Raw genomic sequence first — 15781 nt, 5'->3', positions numbered from 1 at the left:
GTCACCCGGAGGGGGCCGGTGGGTCCAACGAAGGAAGTCGCGCGGAGATTCCGTCGCGTCAGTCGCTCATCATCGCACGGCCACCTGCCCGTCGGCCAGGGGCTGCCCGGCGAGGGTGAGCTGACCGGGGCCGGTGGGGGTGGGTCCGAGCTGCCCGCCGACGTGGTGCCGACGGCAGAGGACCTGGTAGCGCACCTCGTCCGGGGCCGCGTCGGGGGCGGTGTCGGCGACGACGACGGTCTCGCCCTGGCGCACCATGACACCGTCGACGACGCGGGCGTTGAGCAACCCCGGCGCGCCGCACCAGCACAGCACCTCGACCTGGATGCGCTGCACCACGTCGGCGAGCTCGAACAGCCGCTGGGTGCCGGTGAACAGCTGGGCGCGGAAGTCGGTGGTCAGCCCGAAGGCGTAGACGTCCACGTGCGACTGGTCGACCAGCTCGGCGAGCTGGTCGACCTGGCGGGCGGAGAGGAACTGCGCCTCGTCGACGACGACGTAGTCCACCCGGTGCCCGGCCGCCCAGCGGTCCCGCACCAGCAGCCGCAGATCGGTCGTGCCGTCGACCTCGACCGCCTCCCGCGACAGCCCGACCCGGCTGCTGATCCGGGCGGCCCGCGACCGGTCGCCCTGGGTCAGCCGCAGCCCGTGCCGGCCCTGCCGGCTCTGGTTGTGGTCCACCTGCAGAGCGAGGGTGGACTTGCCGCAGTCCATCGGGCCGTGGAAGAAGGTCAGGTGGGCCGGCGCGGCGTGCCGGCGGCGGTCGCCGGAGGCGGGGACGGCGTTCACAGCTTCTCCGGTGGCACGTTGCCCGCCTCGACCACGGCCCGGCGCATCGGCAGCCGGGCCAGCAGCACGAAGCCCGCGACGAAGAAGACCACCAGGCTGATGATGGCCAGCCGGTAGGAGCCGGTGAGCTGGTAGGTCAGGCCGAAGGCCAGCGGGCCGAGCCAGCTGGTCCCGCGGTCGCTGATCTCGTAGAAGCCGTAGTACTCGGCCTCCTTGCCGGCCGGGATGAGGTGGCTGAACAGCGACCGGGACAGTGCCTGGGTGCCGCCCTGCACCAGGCCGATGACGGCGGCGAGGGCGTAGAACTGGGCCACCGCGCCGGCCTGCAGGAAGAACGCGGCCACCAGCACCGCCGTCCAGGCCACCAGGCAGCCCAGCACCGTGCGGGTGGCGCCGTACCGGGCGGCGACCCGGCCCAGGCCCAGCGCCCCGGCGATGGCGACCACCTGCACCATGAGGATGGCCCCGGTGAGCACCGACTGGTCCAGGTCGAGCTCCTCGGTGGCGTAGACCGCCGACAGCGAGATGACGGTCTGCACGCCGTCGTTGAACAGCAGGTAGGCGCCCAGGAACCACAGGGTGAGCGGGAAGGCCCGCATCTCCTTCAGCGTCCGGGCCAGCTGACGGAACCCGCTCCCGGTCCGCCCCTCCGTCGCCGCGACCGGCCGGTTGCGCAGCCGCGAGACGGTGAAGACGGTGAACGCACCCCACCACAGCCCGGCGGTGGCCAGGCAGATCCGCACGGCCTCACCGCTGGTCAGGCCCAGGGACTCCGCGGACAGGAACAGGCCCAGGTGGACGGCGAGCAGCAGCGCCCCGCCGACGTAGCCGACGGCCCAGCCGCGGCTGGAGACCTTGTCCCGCTCGTCGGGGGCGGCCAGGTCGGGCAGCCAGGAGTAGTAGACGACGGTGGCCGCGCCGAAGCTGATGTTGGCCACCACGAAGAGCAGGGCGCCCAGCAGGTAGCGGCCGTCGGCGACGAAGAACAGACCGGTGCAGGCCGCGGCACCGAGGAACGCGAACCCGGCCAGCAGTTCGCGACGGCGTCCGGTGCGGTCGGCGACGGCGCCGGTGATCGGCAGGACCAGCACCTGGGCGAGCACCGAGAACGACAGCACGAAGGAGAACCAGCTGCCCGGGTCGATGCCCAGGAACCCCAGCTTCCCGTCCGGCCCGGCGGCGTCGCGGGCCACCGACGTCAGGTAGGGGCCGAGGAAGACCGTGGTGACGCTGGTGTTGAACACCGACATCGCCCAGTCGTAGGAGTACCAACCGGTGCGCTCGCGGCGCAGGGCGCGGTCGGGCGTCGCGGTGGTGTCGGCGGTGCTCACCGGCGCAGGGTGTCAGCCGCGGGGTGGGGTGGTCCAGCACCGGGCACGTCGTCGGGGACGCGTCCCCCCGGGAAGGCCGCGACGGCCCGCACCGGCCGGGTGGGGTCGTGGAAGGCGATCCGGTCGGCGGGCTCACCGGCCCGCAGCGGCACCAGCCCGCGGGTGATCGCGGCCATGATGCGGGTGCGGGCGCGGTGGGCGTCACCGACCCGGCCGGCCTCGAGGTCGTCCAGCGGGACCGGCGGCCCGACGTGCACCCGGAGGGCGGGCTGGCGCCAGGCCGCGGACAGCGCGGTGCGCAGCTTGCCCCAGTCGTTGGCGTACTGCAGCACCTCGTGCGCGCCCCACTGGCTGACCGGCAGCACCGGGACCCGGGTCTGCAGGGCCAGCCGAGCCAGCCCGGTGCGGCCGCGCTCGGGCCAGCCGTCGGCGCTCAGCCCGACCCGGCCCTCGGGGTAGACCAGCACCTGACCGCCGTGCTCCAGCGCCACGAGCACCACCCGCATGGCGTGCGCGGCGACGTCGGTGCCCCGGTCGACCCGGACGCCGCCGGCCCGTTCGAGCATGGGCCCGGCCACCGGGGCCCGCATGATCCCGCCGGTGGCCAGGAACCGGGGGACGACGCCCAGCCGGTGCAGCGCGGCGGCCACGGTGAAGGTGTCGTAGTCCCCGACGTGGTTGGCGGCCAGGATCAGCGGCCCGCCGCGCAGGTGCTCGGGCACCCCGCCGGTGACCTGCACCCGCCCGAACAGCGACACCGCCGGGGAGACGGTGGTGAGCAGGAACCGCCACAGCCACCACGGCGGGTGCGCGGCGATCGCCAGTTCGCGGGCGAACCAGTCGGGGTCGTCGTCGGCGACTGATCCCTCCAGGTCCTCGGGCAGCGGCGGCGGCACCGGCCGCCAATCGCGCAGGCTCACGCCGCGCTCCAGACCCCGCGCTCGGCGTAGACGTCCCGCAGCATCGAGGGCCGGTCGGTGAGGATGCCGTCGACCCCGAGGTCGAGCAGCCGGTGCACCTCGGCCGGGTCGTCCACGGTCCACACGTGCACCTGCAGGCTGCGCTCGTGCGCGGCCGCCAGGAACCGCTCGTCGACGACCGGACGCCCGCCGAGCTCGACGGGGACCTGCGCGCAGCCGGCCTGGATGCGCACCAGCCCGGCGGCGCGGGGGGAGTAGGAGGACAGCCGCAGCGCCGCGACGCCCTTGGGGCCGAGCGAGGTGCACAGGCCCGGGCCCAGCAACCGGCGGGCCGCGGCGACCCGGGCGTCGGAGAAAGAGGCCAGGCAGACCCGGTCCAGCGTGCCGGTGCGCCGGATCAGCGCCGCCAGGGGAGCGAGGACCCCGGCGGTCTTGACGTCGATGTTGAACCGGACGTCGGGCCAGGCGGTGAGCAGGTCCTCCAGGGCCAGCACGGGTTCGCGGCCCCCGATGAGGGCGTGCCGGACCTCGCTCCAGGGCAGCGCGTCGATCCTGCCGGTGCGGTCGGTCACCCGGTCGAGGACCGGGTCGTGGAAGGCGACGAGCACGCCGTCGGCGGTGGCCCGGACGTCGGTCTCCAGGTACCGGTAGCCCATCGCCACGCAGGCCTCGAAGGCCGGGAAGGTGTTCTCCACGTGCTCCACGGCGCCGCCGCGGTGGGCCATCGCCAAGGGCGTCGGCCCCTCGAGGAAAGGGAAACGCGCGGGGGGCACGCGCCCACGCTAGGGGCGTGCGGGGCGGGGGGCGCGGGCGGGGTCACGGACCGGTCGACAGCGGGCGTGTCCGGCTCCCTGTCAGCCCGCTGAGCAGTACCTTCTCCGGCGTGGTGGCAGAGCAGGTCCCGGTGGACGACATCCCTGCGCTCGACGTCCCGGCGCCGGGTGCACCGACCCGTCGCGCCCGCCGCCGTGCCGCCGACGCCGAGGAGCGCCGTTGTGGCTGGTGCCGCAACGTGCTGCCGGCCCAGGAGTCCGTCGGCCGGCCGCGGCTGTACTGCGGGCAGGCGTGCCGGCAGCGCGCCTACGAGCAGCGGTCGGCGACGGCGAAGGCCGGCCTGTCGCCCGACGTCGTGCTGGTGACCCGGACGGAGCTCGACGGGCTGCAGGACCGGTTGTTCCAGCTGCGGTGCGCCCTCGAGGACGTGCAGACCCTGCTGGCGGAGAAGCCCACGAAGGTGGAGATGGAGCGCGCCCTGGCCGAGCTGGTGCGCTCGACCGGGCGGCTGGACAAGCTCTGGCTGTCCGGTCGCAACGCCGGCTGAGCCGGCGCCGCGCCCAGATCGGTCCTCGTCGGTCGGCTCAGCCGACCGGGCCGCCCTCGGCGTTCTCGACGCCGCTGCCGGGCCGCTCGTTGCCGTGGTTGTAGACGCTGCCCTGCTCGACGCTCGTCGGGTCGTTGCCCGAGAAGTTCTCGGTGGAGTCCTTCGACGTGCCGGTGCGCTGCTCCAGGCCGTTCACGTCGCTGCAGCCGGTCAGGGCGGCGGTGCCCCCGAACAGGGCCAGGGCGGCGAGGACGGAGACGACCGGACGACGGATCTGCATGTGCGGAGCCTAAGGGACCGGCGCCGCCGAGGGGCACTCGACACCGGGGCGCCGACCCGGCTGGGGAGCGTCCGGATCTGGCACGATCCGCGCGTGCCCGACACCTACACCGTCACCCGGCAGACCCGGGTCGCCGCACCCGCGGCCGCCGTCCACGCGTTGCTGGCCGACTTCCGCCGGTGGCGGGACTGGTCGCCCTTCGAGGACCTCGACCCGGCCATGTCCCGGGACTACGACGGGACCGGCGCTGGGAGCGGCTACCGCTGGGCCGGGTCGTTCAAGGCCGGCAGCGGCTCGATGCGGATGGCGGCCGTCGAGCCGGACCGGGTGGTCGTCGAGCAGGAGAACACCAAGCCGATCCGGTCCTCCAGCACGTCGACGTTCACCCTCGCCGAGGACGACGGCGGCACGGTGGTCACCTGGTCGGGCAGCGGTCGGCAGGGTCGGCTGATGCGGTTGCTGCCGATGGAGAAGTTCCTCGGCCCGACCTTCGAGAAGGGCCTCGCCACCCTGAGGGCCGCCGCCGAGCGGGGCTGACCATGGGTCATTCCGTCAGCGTGACGCAATGACCCAGCCATGGGAGGAACCGCCGGGGGACCCTGGTCGGGGTCCGTTGCGTCAGGGTGACGGAACTCGTCGTCCGGTCCGTCGGCGAGGGAGCGGGTCGCCGGGTGCGGCACACCGTGGATCAGCGACAGTCGGGGTTGCTGCCGACCGGACGCGCGCGGGCAGCAGGGTCGGGTGGCGGTTGGACGTCGGACGGCGGCGGGCGATGCGTCGGTGCGCGGACACGGGACGAACGGGCGGACCGGGCCGGCGGCACGGGTCCGGGGTCGACCTGTGGCGCCCCACTCCCCGCGTTCCGCCTGCGCCGATAATCGACATTATGTCAACTCGTCAGGCCATGACCTCGATCCCCGCGCACCTGCTCGCGACGTCGCGGATGCTCTGCCAGAGCACGGCCCGGGGTGCGCGCATCGCCAGCGCACGCATGCACTCGTCGAGCCGCTGCGGCCGCTCGCGGAGCTGCTCGACCGCGCTGCGCAGGCTGGCGCCCACCGACCGGCCGTAGGCACCGACCGCCTTCTCGGCGCCGGCGACCAGCTCCGTCGTCTTGGGTGCCATCATGGCCAGGTCGACCAGGTCCCGGCTGAACGTCGAGCGGTCGGCCCAGCGGTCGTCGTTGGCCAGCAGCTTGCTCGCGACCTGGTCCACCCGGGTCAGGGTGCGGATGCCGCAGATTGCCTGCTGCGGCGGCGGCTCGTCGAGCTCGATCCGACCCTCCAGGACGACCTCGAACTTGATGGGGACACCACCGGACCGCACGGCCGCCCGGATGCCGTGGTTGTCCACCCGCGCCGGGCGAACCAGGTCGAGGTCACCGGTGGCCAGGACCGATAGTCCGTCGGCCTTCACGGCCTGTCGCAGCGCCCGGTAGGACCGCTGGTCGGAGACGAGGAAGTCGATGTCCACCGACTCCCGGTACTCACCGCACGACAGGGCGATCGCGGTCCCACCCCCGAACCAGCACCGGTGCCCGGTCAGGACGTCGGCATCCAGCCGGGACAGCACCTCGGCGACCAGGCGGTGGTGCGGCCGGTCAAACAAGGAGCGATCCCCCGCTGTAGGTGTCCGCGAGGTGCTGCACGAATGCCCGTTCACGTTCGGTCAGCGACGCCTGGTCGAGGTGGCGCCAGCCGCGTTCGTAGAGGTTGAGCGCCTCCACCTCGGTCAGCTCGGTGCCGGCATCGGTCTGCCAGGCCAGGGACCGCAGACCCGGGTAGTCGCCGACCACCACCGTGGCCCGCTCCCCTGCCGGCCGCTCCAGGACCGGTACGACCAGGTGCAGGCCGAGCGCGGCCGCCACGTTGCTGTAGGCGCCGATGGTCACCGACGGGTTGCCCGCCTCGACCCGGTGCAGGGTCACCCGGGACACGCCGGCGGCCTCGGCGCAGGCGACGGCCGTGACGCCGAGCGCTTTGCGGTGCTCCCGCAACCGGGTGCCCAGGCGCACCAGGTCGGCCTGCTGTTCCGCGCTGGTGTACGGACTGGGCGCCGGCATGTATCTCATTCTGGTCATAAGGAGCAAATTGTCAAGAACGGGATACATCGTTGTGAGGTGTTGGCGAGCCCGTGCTGATGCCAGGCCCCTCGGCAGCCATGGCCGTCGTGCTGGACAGGTGGAGCGATCGTCGGCCGGCCAGCAGTGGCGGCCGCACCCGGCATCTCAGGTCCCGGAGGTGTCACCGGTGGCGTCAGGGTGCGGCACCTTGCGCAGGTCCAGTCCGGAGATCCCGGCGAAGTCTGCCGGGTTGTACGTGTACAGCGGCACCCCCTCCGCGATCGCGGACGCGGCGATGAGGGCGTCGTCGACCCGAGCCGCCGGCTCGCGACCCGAGGACCGCAGATCGGCCGCGACCCGACCGAAGGCGCGCGCGGCCTCGGGCGGGCCAGCCGTCCGAGCAGGATGACCGTGGAGGTGTCGCATCCCCCGCTCGGGCGGTGCGATCACAGCGACGGGTCGAGCAGTTCGTCGACATCGGCCCGCCAGGGCCGTGGGGCGACGGCCGGGAGGGTGCGGCGCCGGGCGACGAGGTCGGCCGGCGCCGGGCTCCGCCGGGTGCGGGGCCGCAGCTCGGCAACCTCCACGCCGTCGCGCGTCACCGCCAACCGCTCGCCGCGGGCGACGCGCGTGAGCACCTCTCCCCCGTTGTTCCGCAGCTCCCGCACCGTCACCACGTCCATGCCGTCAACGTATCGCCGGTAGGAGGCGCGGGAGATGACCCAGTACGACCATTCGAGCGGGCTCGGGTCAGGAGCCGGCGAAGTCGTGCTGACGCCAGGCCTCGTAGGCGGCCACCGCCGCGGTGTTGGACAGGTTCAGCGACCGCCGGCCGGCCAGCATCGGCAGCCGCACCCGGTCGGTCACCCTCGGGTGGGCCAGCACCTCCGGCGCCAGACCCGTCGGCTCCGGGCCGAAGAGCAGCACGTCGCCGGGCACGTAGGCGACGTCGGTGTACCGGGTGGTGCCGCCCGCGGTGAAGGCGAACACCCGGGCGCCGGGCAGGGCGGCCAGCAGCTCCCCCAGGCCCGGGTGCACGGTCACCGAGGCCAGGTCGTGGTAGTCCAGGCCGGCCCGGCGGAGCTTGGCGTCGGAGAGGTCGAAGCCCAGCGGCTCGACCAGGTGCAGGTGCGCCCCCGTGGCCGCCACCATCCGGATCGCGTTGCCGGTGTTCGGCGGGATCCGCGGCTCGTGGAACGCGATGTGGAACACCCGGTCAGTCTCCCCCGGTCCGCTGGACCACCATGAGGACGGCGTCCACCCCGTGCTCGCCCCAGTGCTGGCGGGCGGTACCGACCTCCCGCCACCCGTGCCGGAGGTAGAAACCCCGCGCCGCCGCCGTGGGGTCCACGAGGAGCACCGGTTCCCGGTGCATCGCCCGCGCGGCCGCGACGGCGGCCCCCAGCAGCGCCAGGCCCGCCCCGCGCACGGTGCCGTCGGTGACCAGCCGGGACACCACGGCCAGCCCCTCCCGCCGGATCCCCGTGGCGGCCGACCAGCCGCGTACTGCGAGCCGCTCCCCCTCGTCGTCGATGACGGCCGGGTGCAGCGCCACGTGGCCGACGACCCGGCCGTCGCGCTCCGCGACGGCCGAGAAGAGCTCGGTGGGCACCGCGAGCCAGTCGGCCCGCACCACCGAGGCACGCACCGGGTAACGGTGCTCGTCGTGGCTGCGCCGCAGGATCGCCACGAGCACCGGCAGGTCGGCCGGCACCCGCGGTCGGACGACGATCTCCGGCAGCTGCTCGGTCACATGTCGGCGGCGAGGCCGCGGTAGGTGCCCCACCACGGGTCGAGGTCGCGGCTGCTGTCCACGCCGCCGGGCTGCTCCCCCGCGCCGAGCAGCCCGGCCGCGACCAGCCCCGTGCGCAGGGCCGCCACCTCGGCGTCGTCGAGCTCCGCCAGCGGCTGGCGCACCCGCCGGTTGTCGAGCACGCCCAGCAGCTGCAGGGCCGCCTTCGCCGTCGTCGCGCCGTAGTTGGGCACCCCCATGACCGCGTCGAAGCCCGGCAGCAGCCGGGTGTGCAGCTCCAGGGCCCGGCCGTGGTCGCCGGCCAGGAACGCCTCGACCATCGCGCGCAGCTCGCGTCCCGCCGCGTGCGCCACCACGCTGACCAGCCCGACCGCGCCGTAGGCCAGGTAGCCCAGGGTCAGCGCGTCGTCGCCGCAGTAGACCTCGTAGCCCAGCTCCACCAACCGCGCGGCGTGCGCCGGGTTGCCGGTGGCGTCCTTCACCGCGACGACCGTCTCGATGTCCAGCGCCGCCCGGTAGGTGTCCAGAGCGATCGAGGACCCGGTGCGGCCGGGGACGTCGTAGAGCATCACCGGGATGTCGCTCACCCCGGCGACCGTCCGGAAGTGCCGCAGGATGCCGTTCTGGCTGGGCTTGTTGTAGTACGGGGTGACCAGCAGCAGTCCGTCGGCGCCGACCCGGGCCGCCTGCTCGGCGATCTCCACCGAGTGCGCGGTCGCGTTCGTGCCCACTCCGGCGACGACCACGGCCCGGTCGCCGAGGGCCTCGCGGACGGCGGCCAGCACCTCGCCGTCCTCGGGCACGGTCGTGGTTGGGGCCTCCCCCGTCGTCCCGGAGACCACGACGCCGTCGCTGCCGGTGTCGACCACGTGCCGGGCGATCGCCACGGTGGCGTCGAGGTCGACCCGCTCGTCGGCGTCGAAGGCCGTGGCGACGGCGGTGAGGAGGCGGCCGAACCGGGGCGTGGAGCTCACCGCGGCACTCTAGGACAGCGGCCTCAGCCGCTGTGCTGGGCGATGTTCACCACCGTGCCGTCGGGCGCCCGGACGAAGAACCGCCGCACGCCCCACGGCTCGGTGGTCAGCGGGTGCACCACCTGGTACCCGGCCGCCTGCGCCTGCGCGTAGGCCTCCTCGACGTCGGCGACCTGCACCGTGAGGGCGGAGTCCTCGGGCGCGGTGGCGTCCCGGGTGACCAGCTGCACGTGCTGGCCGGTGTCCGGGTCGGTCCAGCGGGCGACCCAGCCGAGGCTGAACTCCTGCTCCCGCAGACCGAGGAACCCCGACCAGAACCCGGAGGCGTCCTCGACGTCGTCCACCGGCAGGTTCGGTACGATGCCCAGGACGCGGACCCCGCTCACCCAGCGAACTCGACGTCGGCGGCCGGGACGACCGCGGCGGTGCGGCCCGGGGCGTCCTGGAAGCCCCAGTAGAGGTTGGTGTGGGAGATGACGTCGGCGGGCGGCGGTGCCCCGTAGGCCGACAGGTCCTCGGTGGTGTGCGCGTCGCCGACCAGGGTGACGTCGTAACCCCGGGTGAAGCCGCCGTGGATGGTGGAGCGGATGCAGGCGTCGGTCTGTGCACCGGTGACCACCAGCCGGCCCACGCCGGCATCGGCGAGCACCTGGTCCAGGTCGGTGCCCTCGAAGGAGTCGCCGTACTGCTTGTGCACCAGCGCCTCGCCCTCGGCGCGCCGGAGCTGGGACACGTACTGCCACTGGTCACTGCCCTGCGGCAGCTCATCGGAGCTGTGCTGCACCCAGACCACGGGCACGTCGGCGGCCCGGGCCCGCTCGACCAGCTCCCCGATGCGGCCGACGACCGCGTCGGCGTCGTGCGAGGCGGCCATCACCCCGTTCTGCACGTCGATCACCAGCAGTGCGGTGCCTGTCCGGTCGGTCAGGGTGGTCATGGCGTCCTCCACGTCGGGTGCGGTTGGTGGCTGCACCCTAGGGCCGGGGTCGGACAGTCGCCCAGGTCCTGCTGCAGGCTGGCACGGTGCTGGACCCCCTCGTGCGGCGGGGCCGTGCCGGGCGCTGGCCGGTGACCGTGGCCTGCCTGGTGCTACCGGTCGCCGTCCTCGGCTGCCCCGCCCTCGCCGGGTGAGGCCGGGGGACGCTTGGCCGCTTCGTGCTCGGCGACCAGCCGGCGGTGCTTCTCCGCCTTCTTGGCCCGGCCCGGGATGACCGGTGGGGCGCCGGCACGGACCTCACTCATCACCCGGTTGGTCAGCGCGACGGCCGACTCGCCCTCCCGCGGGGTCACCGGGGGCAGGAACTCCACCAGCACCCGGGGGCGCGTGGGGAACCGGACGATGTCCTCCTGCCCGGTGATGCGCAGGCCGACGACGGTGGTGCCGGGCACCGCGAGGGCGAGCCGGCCGGCCCCGGACAGGAAGCGCATCGTGCGCCCGCGGGAGACGGTGCCCTCGGGGAAGACACCGATGGCACCGCCCGCCCGCAGCACGTCGATCGCCGCCTGCAGGGCGTTGGCGTCCCCGCGGCCCCGGGCGATCGGGATCTGGCCCATGCCGTCCAGCCACTTCCCCACCACGGGGTTCTTCCAGAGCGAGTCCTTGGCCAGGGCCTGCAGCTGCCGGTGGCCCAGCGTCGCGATGCCGGCGACCACCGGGTCCCACTGGCTGTCGTGGTTGGCCATCACGACGGTCGGCCCGGAGGCCGGGAGGTGCTCCAGCCCGCGCACCTCCATGCGCCCCCACCACTTCGCGGCGGGGGTGCCCACGGCCATCACGACGCGGTAGACGAACGGCGGGGCGCTCACGGGGTCCTCCTCGACGGTGGGGCGGCCGCGTCAGTGTGCCGCACGGCGAGTCGCACGCGGTTCACTGGACCGCGATGGACCAGCTCTGGGCGCGCGTCACCGCCACCTCTCCCCCGCTCACCACCCCCTGGCTGGTCGGCACCGCCCTCGTCGCGCTGGTGCTGGTCGCCCAGCGCGACCTCTGGCGGGTCAGCCGCAACGCGGTCACGATCGCCCACGAGGGCGCCCACGGCGTGGCCGCGCTGGTGACCGGCCGGCGGCTGGCCGGCATCCGGCTGCACTCGGACACCTCGGGGGTCACCGTGTCCGCGGGCCGGCCCTCCGGGCCCGGCATGGTGGCCACCGCGTTCGCCGGTTACCCCGGGCCGGCGTTGTTCGGCCTGGGTGCGGCCGCGCTGCTGGCCGCCGGGCACGCGATCGGGGTGCTGTGGGTGCTGCTGGCCCTGCTGGCCCTGCTCCTGCTGCAGATCCGCAACTTCTACGGCCTGTGGTCGGTGCTGGTCACCGGGGGCCTGGTGTTCGCCGCGACCTGGTGGCTTCCCGGGCAGTGGCAGGCCGCGTTCGCCCACGTCGTCGTCTGGTTCCTGCTGCTGGCCGCCCCGCGGGCGGTGTGGGAGCTGCAGGCCCAGCGGCGCCGCCGTCCCACCCCGGACAGCGACGCCGACCAGCTCGCCCGCCTCACCGGCGTCCCCGGGCTGGTGTGGGTGGGGGTCTTCCTCGCCCTGAGCCTGGGGTCGCTGGCGCTCGCCGTCCGCTGGCTGACCTGATCCCTCAGCGCCCCCGGCGGCGCGGGGCGCAGTGCGCGGGCTGGTGCACCGGCTCGACCTCGGGGGCCGGCGGGACGTCGAGCACCAGCTCCGCGGACGTCACGGTGACCGGTTGGCCGTGGTGGGTGATCTCCAGGTCCTCACCCGACACCAGCTGGTAGGTGGCGGCCTCCTGCGTGACGCGCACCCGCAGGCAGCGGCCCCGGTAGACCACCCGGAAGCCCAGGCCGGTCAGCCGGGGCGGCAACCGGGGGGCGAAGGAGAGCTGTCCGTCGTGGTCGCGCATGCCGCCGAACCCGGCGACCGCGACGGTCCACCCGCCGGCCAGCGACGCGATGTGCAGGCCGTGCCCGGAGTTGCCGTGCAGGTTCTGCAGGTCGGTGAGCGCGGCCTCGCCCCAGTAGTCGTAGGCCAGGTCCAGGTGGCCGACCTCCGCGGCCACCACCGCCTGCTGCGCGGCCGACAGCGAGGAGTCCCGCACGGTGCGGGCCTCGTAGTAGGCGAAGTCGGCGGCCTTCTGCTCGGGGGTGAAGGCGTCCCCGCGCAGGTGCAGGGCCATGACCAGGTCGGCCTGCTTGACCACCTGCGTGCGGTAGATCTCGAAGTAGGGGTAGTGCAGCAGCAGGGGGTACTTCTCGGGCGGGGTGCCCTCGAAGTCCCACTCCTGGTGGCGGGTGAAGCCCTCGCTGGTCATGTGCACGCCGAGCTCGTCGTCGAACGGGATGCGCATGTGGTCGGCGGCCTCGCCCCAGGCCGCGACCTCCTCGTCGGTGACCTGCAGCCGGGCCGCGACCTCGGGACGGCGGGCCACCGCGGCGGCGGCCTCGCGCAGGTTCCGCTGCGCCATGAGGTTGGTGTAGACGTTGTTGTCGACGACCGCGGTGTACTCGTCGGGGCCGGTGACGCCGTCGATGCGGAATCCGCGTCCGTCGTCCATGTGGCCCAGCGACGCCCACAGCCGGGCGGTCTCGACCAGCAGCTCGGTGCCGTGGTCGACGTCGAAGGACTCGTCCTGGGTGGCGTGCCAGTACCGGGCGACGGCGTCGGCGATGTCGGCGTTGACGTGGAAGGCGGCGGTGCCGGCCGGCCAGTAGCCGCTGGTCTCCTCGCCGCGGATCGTCCGCCACGGGAACGCCGCACCCTGCTGGCCCAGCACCCGGGCGCGCTCGCGGGCCAGGTCCAGGGTCGACCAGCGCCAGATCAGCGCGTCGCGGACCGCCTCGGGCGCGGTGTAGGTGAGCACCGGCAGCACGTAGGTCTCGGTGTCCCAGAAGGCGTGCCCGTCGTAGCCGGGGCCGGTGAGCCCCTTGGCCGGGATGGGCTGGCGCTCGGCCCGCAGGCCGGCCTGCAGGACGTGGAACATGCCCACGCGCACGGCCTGCTGCAGCTCGTCGTCGCCCTCGATGGTGACGTCGGCCTGCGCCCAGTGCCGGTCCAGCAGCTCCCGCTGCTCGGCGGTCAGCCGCTCCCAGCCGGCCAGCTTGGCGATGCCGAGGACACCTTCGACCTGGTCGCGGACCGCGGCGGAGGAGCGCCGCGAGGACCAGCCGTAGGCCAGGTACTTCGTCAGCTGGAGCTTCTCCCCCGCCGGCAACCGCGCGGCCAGGGTGTAGCGGGCCAGGTCGGGGGACACCTCGATGGACTCGTCGTGCTTGTCGGGGGTGCGCACCTCGTGGTCCATGCCGGCGGCCATCCGCAACCCGCTGACCCTGGTCCGGTGCACCAGGACGGCGTGCCGGTCCTTGCCGGTGTGCTGCTCGGACACCAGCGGCGTGCGCAGCGCGGCCGCCGCACGCGGGTCACCGGACCCGGAGTTCTCGACCACCTCGTTGGCCAGCAGGTCCGACTGCAGTGCCACGTAGAGGTCCCCGCCGTCGTCGGTGCAGCGCACCTCGTAGCGGATCGCGGCGACCGACCGGCGGGTCAGCGACACCAGCCGGGTGCTCCTCACCTCGACGGTGCGGCCGTTGGGCGAGCGCCACTCGGTGCACCGCTGCAGCACGCCGGCGCGCAGGTCCAGGGTGCGGCGGTGGGAGACGACGTGCCCGTAGTCCAGGTCCAGCGGGGAGTCCCCGACCAGCAGCCGGATCAGCTTGCCGTCGGTGACGTTGACGACGGTCTGGCCCATCTCGGGGAAGCCGTAGCCGGCCTCGGCGTAGGGCAGCGGGCGCTCCTCGAAGTAGCCGTTGAGGTAGGTGCCCGGCACGACGGAGGGCTCGCCCTCCTCCAGCGTTCCGCGCATGCCGATGTGCCCGTTGGCCAGGGAGAACACCGACTCGTTGACGCCGAGGCTGGCGTGGTCGATCGAGGTCTCGGTCAGCGCCCACGGCTCGATCGGGAAGTGCGCCCGCCCCTCGGTCACGACCGGTCCTCCAGCAGCTCCGCCAGATCGGTGACGACGACGTCGGCCCCGTGGGCCCGCAGCTGCTCGGCCTGGCCCACGCGGTCCACGCCGACGACGAAGCCGAACTCCCCCGCCTTCCCGGCCGCCACGCCGGACTGGGCGTCCTCGAAGACGGCCGCCTCCGCCGGCTCGAGGCCCAGCGCGCGGGCGCCGGCGAGGAAGGTGTCGGGCGCGGGCTTGCCCCGGTAGCCCTCGCGGGCCGTGACGACGCCGTCGATGCGGGCGTCGACCAGGTCGGCGAAGCCGCCGGCGGCAACCACCTTCTCCCCGTTCGCCGAGGCGGTGACCACCGCGACGGGGAGGCCGGCGTCCTTCACCGCCCGCAGGTAGCGCATCGAGCCGTCGTAGACGTCCACGCCGTGCTCGTCGAGCTCGGCCTGCACCAGGTCGTTCTTGCGGGTCGCGACGCCGCGGACGGTCTGCGCGCCCGGTCCGTCGTCCTCGCTCCCCTCGGGCAGCTCGATGTCCCGGGAGGCGAGGAAGTCGCGGACGCCGTCCTCGCGGGGCTTGCCGTCGACGTAGCTCTGGTAGTCGGAGTCGGAGAACTCGCGCGCCTGCGGGTCGCGGGCGCGCAGGAACTCGTCGAAGGTGCGCTTCCAGGCGGCCTGGTGCACCGTGGCGGTCCGCGTGAGCACCCCGTCGAGGTCGAACAGGCAGCCGCGGATGGTCTCCGGTAGTCCGAGCACGACTGCACGGTACGGGCGGGCGGCCGGGTTCCCACATCGAGCGGGCCGGGCCTCCCCCTCCTAGGTTGGGTGCTACCGACCGTCGACGTCCGAGGAGGACCAGCGATGTCCCGAGCCACCCCGCCGAACCCCTACGACTTCCTGCCCGAGGTCCCGGAGTTCACCGTGACCAGCAGCGACGTCCGCGACGGGCAGCCCCTGGGCCGCGACCAGGTCAGCGGGAAGATGGGCCTGGACGGCGAGGACCGCTCCCCGCAGCTGTCCTGGTCGGAGTTCCCCGAGGGCACGAAGGGCTTCGCGGTCACCGTCTACGACCCCGACGCCCCGACCGCCAGCGGCTTCTGGCACTGGGCCGTCGCCGGGATCCCCGCGTCGGTGACCGAGCTGCCCTCCGGGGCATCCGACGGCGGGCTGCCCGAGGGCGCGGTGCAGCTGCGCAACGACGCCGGGTTCCCCGGGTTCGTCGGGGCCGCTCCCCCGTCCGGGCACGGACCGCACCGCTACTACGTGGTCGTGCACGCCCTGGACACCGACGACCTCGGCGTCCAGGGCGACGCGACGCCGGCCTTCCTGGGGTTCAACCTGTTCAGCCACACCCTGGCCCGGGCCACCCTGGTGCCGACCTACGAGGTGTCCTGACCCGTATCCCGGGTTTCCGCTGGTGTGACCGTCGGGTAGTGCAGCGTTC

Annotated in this window: 21 protein-coding genes; 4 read left to right on the top strand and 17 right to left on the bottom strand. The window is 73.9% G+C overall.

The window, feature by feature from the left end; all coding sequences use genetic code 11:
- Positions 1-69: 69 nt before the first annotated feature.
- The 4 genes from NH342_RS03885 to NH342_RS03870 are packed head-to-tail and all read right to left on the bottom strand — an operon-like array spanning position 70 to position 3813.
- Positions 70-789 carry a thymidine kinase gene (locus NH342_RS03885; RefSeq protein ID WP_253011472.1) on the bottom strand — a complete coding sequence of 240 codons (720 nt, stop codon included), beginning with the start codon at positions 787-789 and terminating at the stop codon, positions 70-72.
- Complete coding sequence (locus NH342_RS03880) at positions 786-2120, bottom strand: MFS transporter (RefSeq protein ID WP_253011469.1); 1335 nt, start codon at positions 2118-2120, stop codon at positions 786-788. The genes NH342_RS03885 and NH342_RS03880 overlap by 4 nt, the downstream gene beginning before the upstream one ends.
- Positions 2117-3040: a 1-acyl-sn-glycerol-3-phosphate acyltransferase gene (locus tag NH342_RS03875; protein WP_253011466.1), complete on the bottom strand. Its 924-nt coding sequence runs from the start codon at positions 3038-3040 to the stop codon at positions 2117-2119. Before NH342_RS03875 ends, NH342_RS03880 begins: the two co-directional genes overlap by 4 nt.
- Positions 3037-3813, bottom strand: a complete 777-nt coding sequence (locus tag NH342_RS03870) for a glycerophosphodiester phosphodiesterase (protein WP_253011463.1) — start codon at positions 3811-3813, stop codon at positions 3037-3039. The genes NH342_RS03875 and NH342_RS03870 overlap by 4 nt, the downstream gene beginning before the upstream one ends.
- A 110-nt stretch (positions 3814-3923) precedes the next feature.
- On the opposite strand from NH342_RS03870, the gene NH342_RS03865 reads away from it, so the two are divergent.
- Complete coding sequence (locus NH342_RS03865; RefSeq protein ID WP_253011460.1) at positions 3924-4361, top strand: hypothetical protein; 438 nt, start codon at positions 3924-3926, stop codon at positions 4359-4361.
- 37 nt (positions 4362-4398) lie between these two features.
- Here the strand turns inward: NH342_RS03865 and NH342_RS03860 are convergent, their stop codons facing one another.
- A complete protein-coding gene (locus NH342_RS03860; RefSeq protein ID WP_253011457.1) occupies positions 4399-4641 on the bottom strand; it encodes a hypothetical protein in 243 nt (80 codons plus the stop codon).
- A 93-nt stretch (positions 4642-4734) separates the two neighbouring features.
- Between NH342_RS03860 and NH342_RS03855 the strand changes: the two genes are divergently transcribed.
- Positions 4735-5178: an SRPBCC family protein gene (locus NH342_RS03855; RefSeq protein ID WP_253011454.1), complete on the top strand. Its 444-nt coding sequence runs from the start codon at positions 4735-4737 to the stop codon at positions 5176-5178.
- A gap of 360 nt (positions 5179-5538) precedes the next feature.
- Here NH342_RS03855 and NH342_RS03850 read toward each other — a convergent pair whose 3' ends face one another.
- The 10 genes from NH342_RS03850 to NH342_RS03805 form a co-directional block, all read right to left on the bottom strand.
- Entirely contained in the window at positions 5539-6249 is a 711-nt protein-coding gene (locus NH342_RS03850; protein WP_253011451.1) for a nucleotidyl transferase AbiEii/AbiGii toxin family protein, read from the bottom strand.
- Positions 6242-6703, bottom strand: a complete 462-nt coding sequence (locus NH342_RS03845; protein ID WP_253011448.1) for a helix-turn-helix domain-containing protein — start codon at positions 6701-6703, stop codon at positions 6242-6244. Before NH342_RS03845 ends, NH342_RS03850 begins: the two co-directional genes overlap by 8 nt.
- Positions 6704-6868: 165 nt before the next feature.
- Complete coding sequence (locus NH342_RS03840) at positions 6869-7153, bottom strand: hypothetical protein (RefSeq protein WP_253011444.1); 285 nt, start codon at positions 7151-7153, stop codon at positions 6869-6871.
- Complete coding sequence (locus tag NH342_RS03835; protein WP_253011441.1) at positions 7150-7386, bottom strand: type II toxin-antitoxin system Phd/YefM family antitoxin; 237 nt, start codon at positions 7384-7386, stop codon at positions 7150-7152. Before NH342_RS03835 ends, NH342_RS03840 begins: the two co-directional genes overlap by 4 nt.
- A 67-nt stretch (positions 7387-7453) precedes the next feature.
- Positions 7454-7915: a tRNA (cytidine(34)-2'-O)-methyltransferase gene (locus tag NH342_RS03830; RefSeq protein WP_253011438.1), complete on the bottom strand. Its 462-nt coding sequence runs from the start codon at positions 7913-7915 to the stop codon at positions 7454-7456.
- A 4-nt stretch (positions 7916-7919) separates the two neighbouring features.
- On the bottom strand, positions 7920-8456 hold the full coding sequence (locus tag NH342_RS03825; RefSeq protein WP_253011435.1) for a GNAT family N-acetyltransferase: 537 nt from the start codon (positions 8454-8456) through the stop codon (positions 7920-7922).
- On the bottom strand, positions 8453-9430 hold the full coding sequence (gene dapA / locus NH342_RS03820) for a 4-hydroxy-tetrahydrodipicolinate synthase (RefSeq protein WP_253011432.1): 978 nt from the start codon (positions 9428-9430) through the stop codon (positions 8453-8455). The genes NH342_RS03825 and dapA overlap by 4 nt, the downstream gene beginning before the upstream one ends.
- Positions 9431-9453: 23 nt before the next feature.
- Entirely contained in the window at positions 9454-9816 is a 363-nt protein-coding gene (locus NH342_RS03815) for a VOC family protein (protein WP_253011429.1), read from the bottom strand.
- Positions 9813-10367, bottom strand: coding sequence for a cysteine hydrolase family protein (locus NH342_RS03810; RefSeq protein ID WP_253011427.1), 555 nt, complete (start codon positions 10365-10367; stop codon positions 9813-9815). Before NH342_RS03810 ends, NH342_RS03815 begins: the two co-directional genes overlap by 4 nt.
- A gap of 152 nt (positions 10368-10519) precedes the next feature.
- Positions 10520-11236, bottom strand: a complete 717-nt coding sequence (locus NH342_RS03805) for a lysophospholipid acyltransferase family protein (RefSeq protein WP_253011424.1) — start codon at positions 11234-11236, stop codon at positions 10520-10522.
- 74 nt (positions 11237-11310) lie between these two features.
- Between NH342_RS03805 and NH342_RS03800 the strand changes: the two genes are divergently transcribed.
- Positions 11311-12003, top strand: a complete 693-nt coding sequence (locus NH342_RS03800; RefSeq protein WP_253011421.1) for a M50 family metallopeptidase — start codon at positions 11311-11313, stop codon at positions 12001-12003.
- A gap of 4 nt (positions 12004-12007) precedes the next feature.
- Here the strand turns inward: NH342_RS03800 and NH342_RS03795 are convergent, their stop codons facing one another.
- Together NH342_RS03795 and NH342_RS03790 are read right to left on the bottom strand one after the other, a co-directional pair.
- Complete coding sequence (locus NH342_RS03795; protein ID WP_253011418.1) at positions 12008-14365, bottom strand: glycoside hydrolase family 65 protein; 2358 nt, start codon at positions 14363-14365, stop codon at positions 12008-12010.
- Positions 14362-15093, bottom strand: a complete 732-nt coding sequence (locus tag NH342_RS03790) for an HAD family phosphatase (protein ID WP_253011415.1) — start codon at positions 15091-15093, stop codon at positions 14362-14364. The genes NH342_RS03795 and NH342_RS03790 overlap by 4 nt, the downstream gene beginning before the upstream one ends.
- 105 nt (positions 15094-15198) lie before the next feature.
- On the opposite strand from NH342_RS03790, the gene NH342_RS03785 reads away from it, so the two are divergent.
- Positions 15199-15732, top strand: a complete 534-nt coding sequence (locus NH342_RS03785) for a YbhB/YbcL family Raf kinase inhibitor-like protein (RefSeq protein WP_253011413.1) — start codon at positions 15199-15201, stop codon at positions 15730-15732.
- The last annotated feature ends 49 nt before the right edge of the window (positions 15733-15781 follow it).

The organism is Klenkia sp. PcliD-1-E, assembly GCF_024124375.1.
Classification (GTDB): domain Bacteria; phylum Actinomycetota; class Actinomycetes; order Mycobacteriales; family Geodermatophilaceae; genus Klenkia.
Note: the sequence above shows the minus strand (reverse complement) of the source record. Positions and strands in the feature narration are given on the sequence as shown.

Bases quoted from the DNA above. Each gene is read 5' to 3' on its own strand.
- NH342_RS03860 (WP_253011457.1), bottom strand. From the start codon at position 4,641: ATGCAGATCCGTCGTCCGGTCGTCTCCGTCCTCGCCGCCCTGGCCCTG.
- NH342_RS03845 (WP_253011448.1), bottom strand. From the start codon at position 6,703: ATGCCGGCGCCCAGTCCGTACACCAGCGCGGAACAGCAGGCCGACCTG.
- NH342_RS03835 (WP_253011441.1), bottom strand. From the start codon at position 7,386: ATGGACGTGGTGACGGTGCGGGAGCTGCGGAACAACGGGGGAGAGGTG.
- NH342_RS03810 (WP_253011427.1), bottom strand. From the start codon at position 10,367: ATGACCACCCTGACCGACCGGACAGGCACCGCACTGCTGGTGATCGAC.
- NH342_RS03800 (WP_253011421.1), top strand. From the start codon at position 11,311: ATGGACCAGCTCTGGGCGCGCGTCACCGCCACCTCTCCCCCGCTCACC.
- NH342_RS03785 (WP_253011413.1), top strand. From the start codon at position 15,199: ATGTCCCGAGCCACCCCGCCGAACCCCTACGACTTCCTGCCCGAGGTC.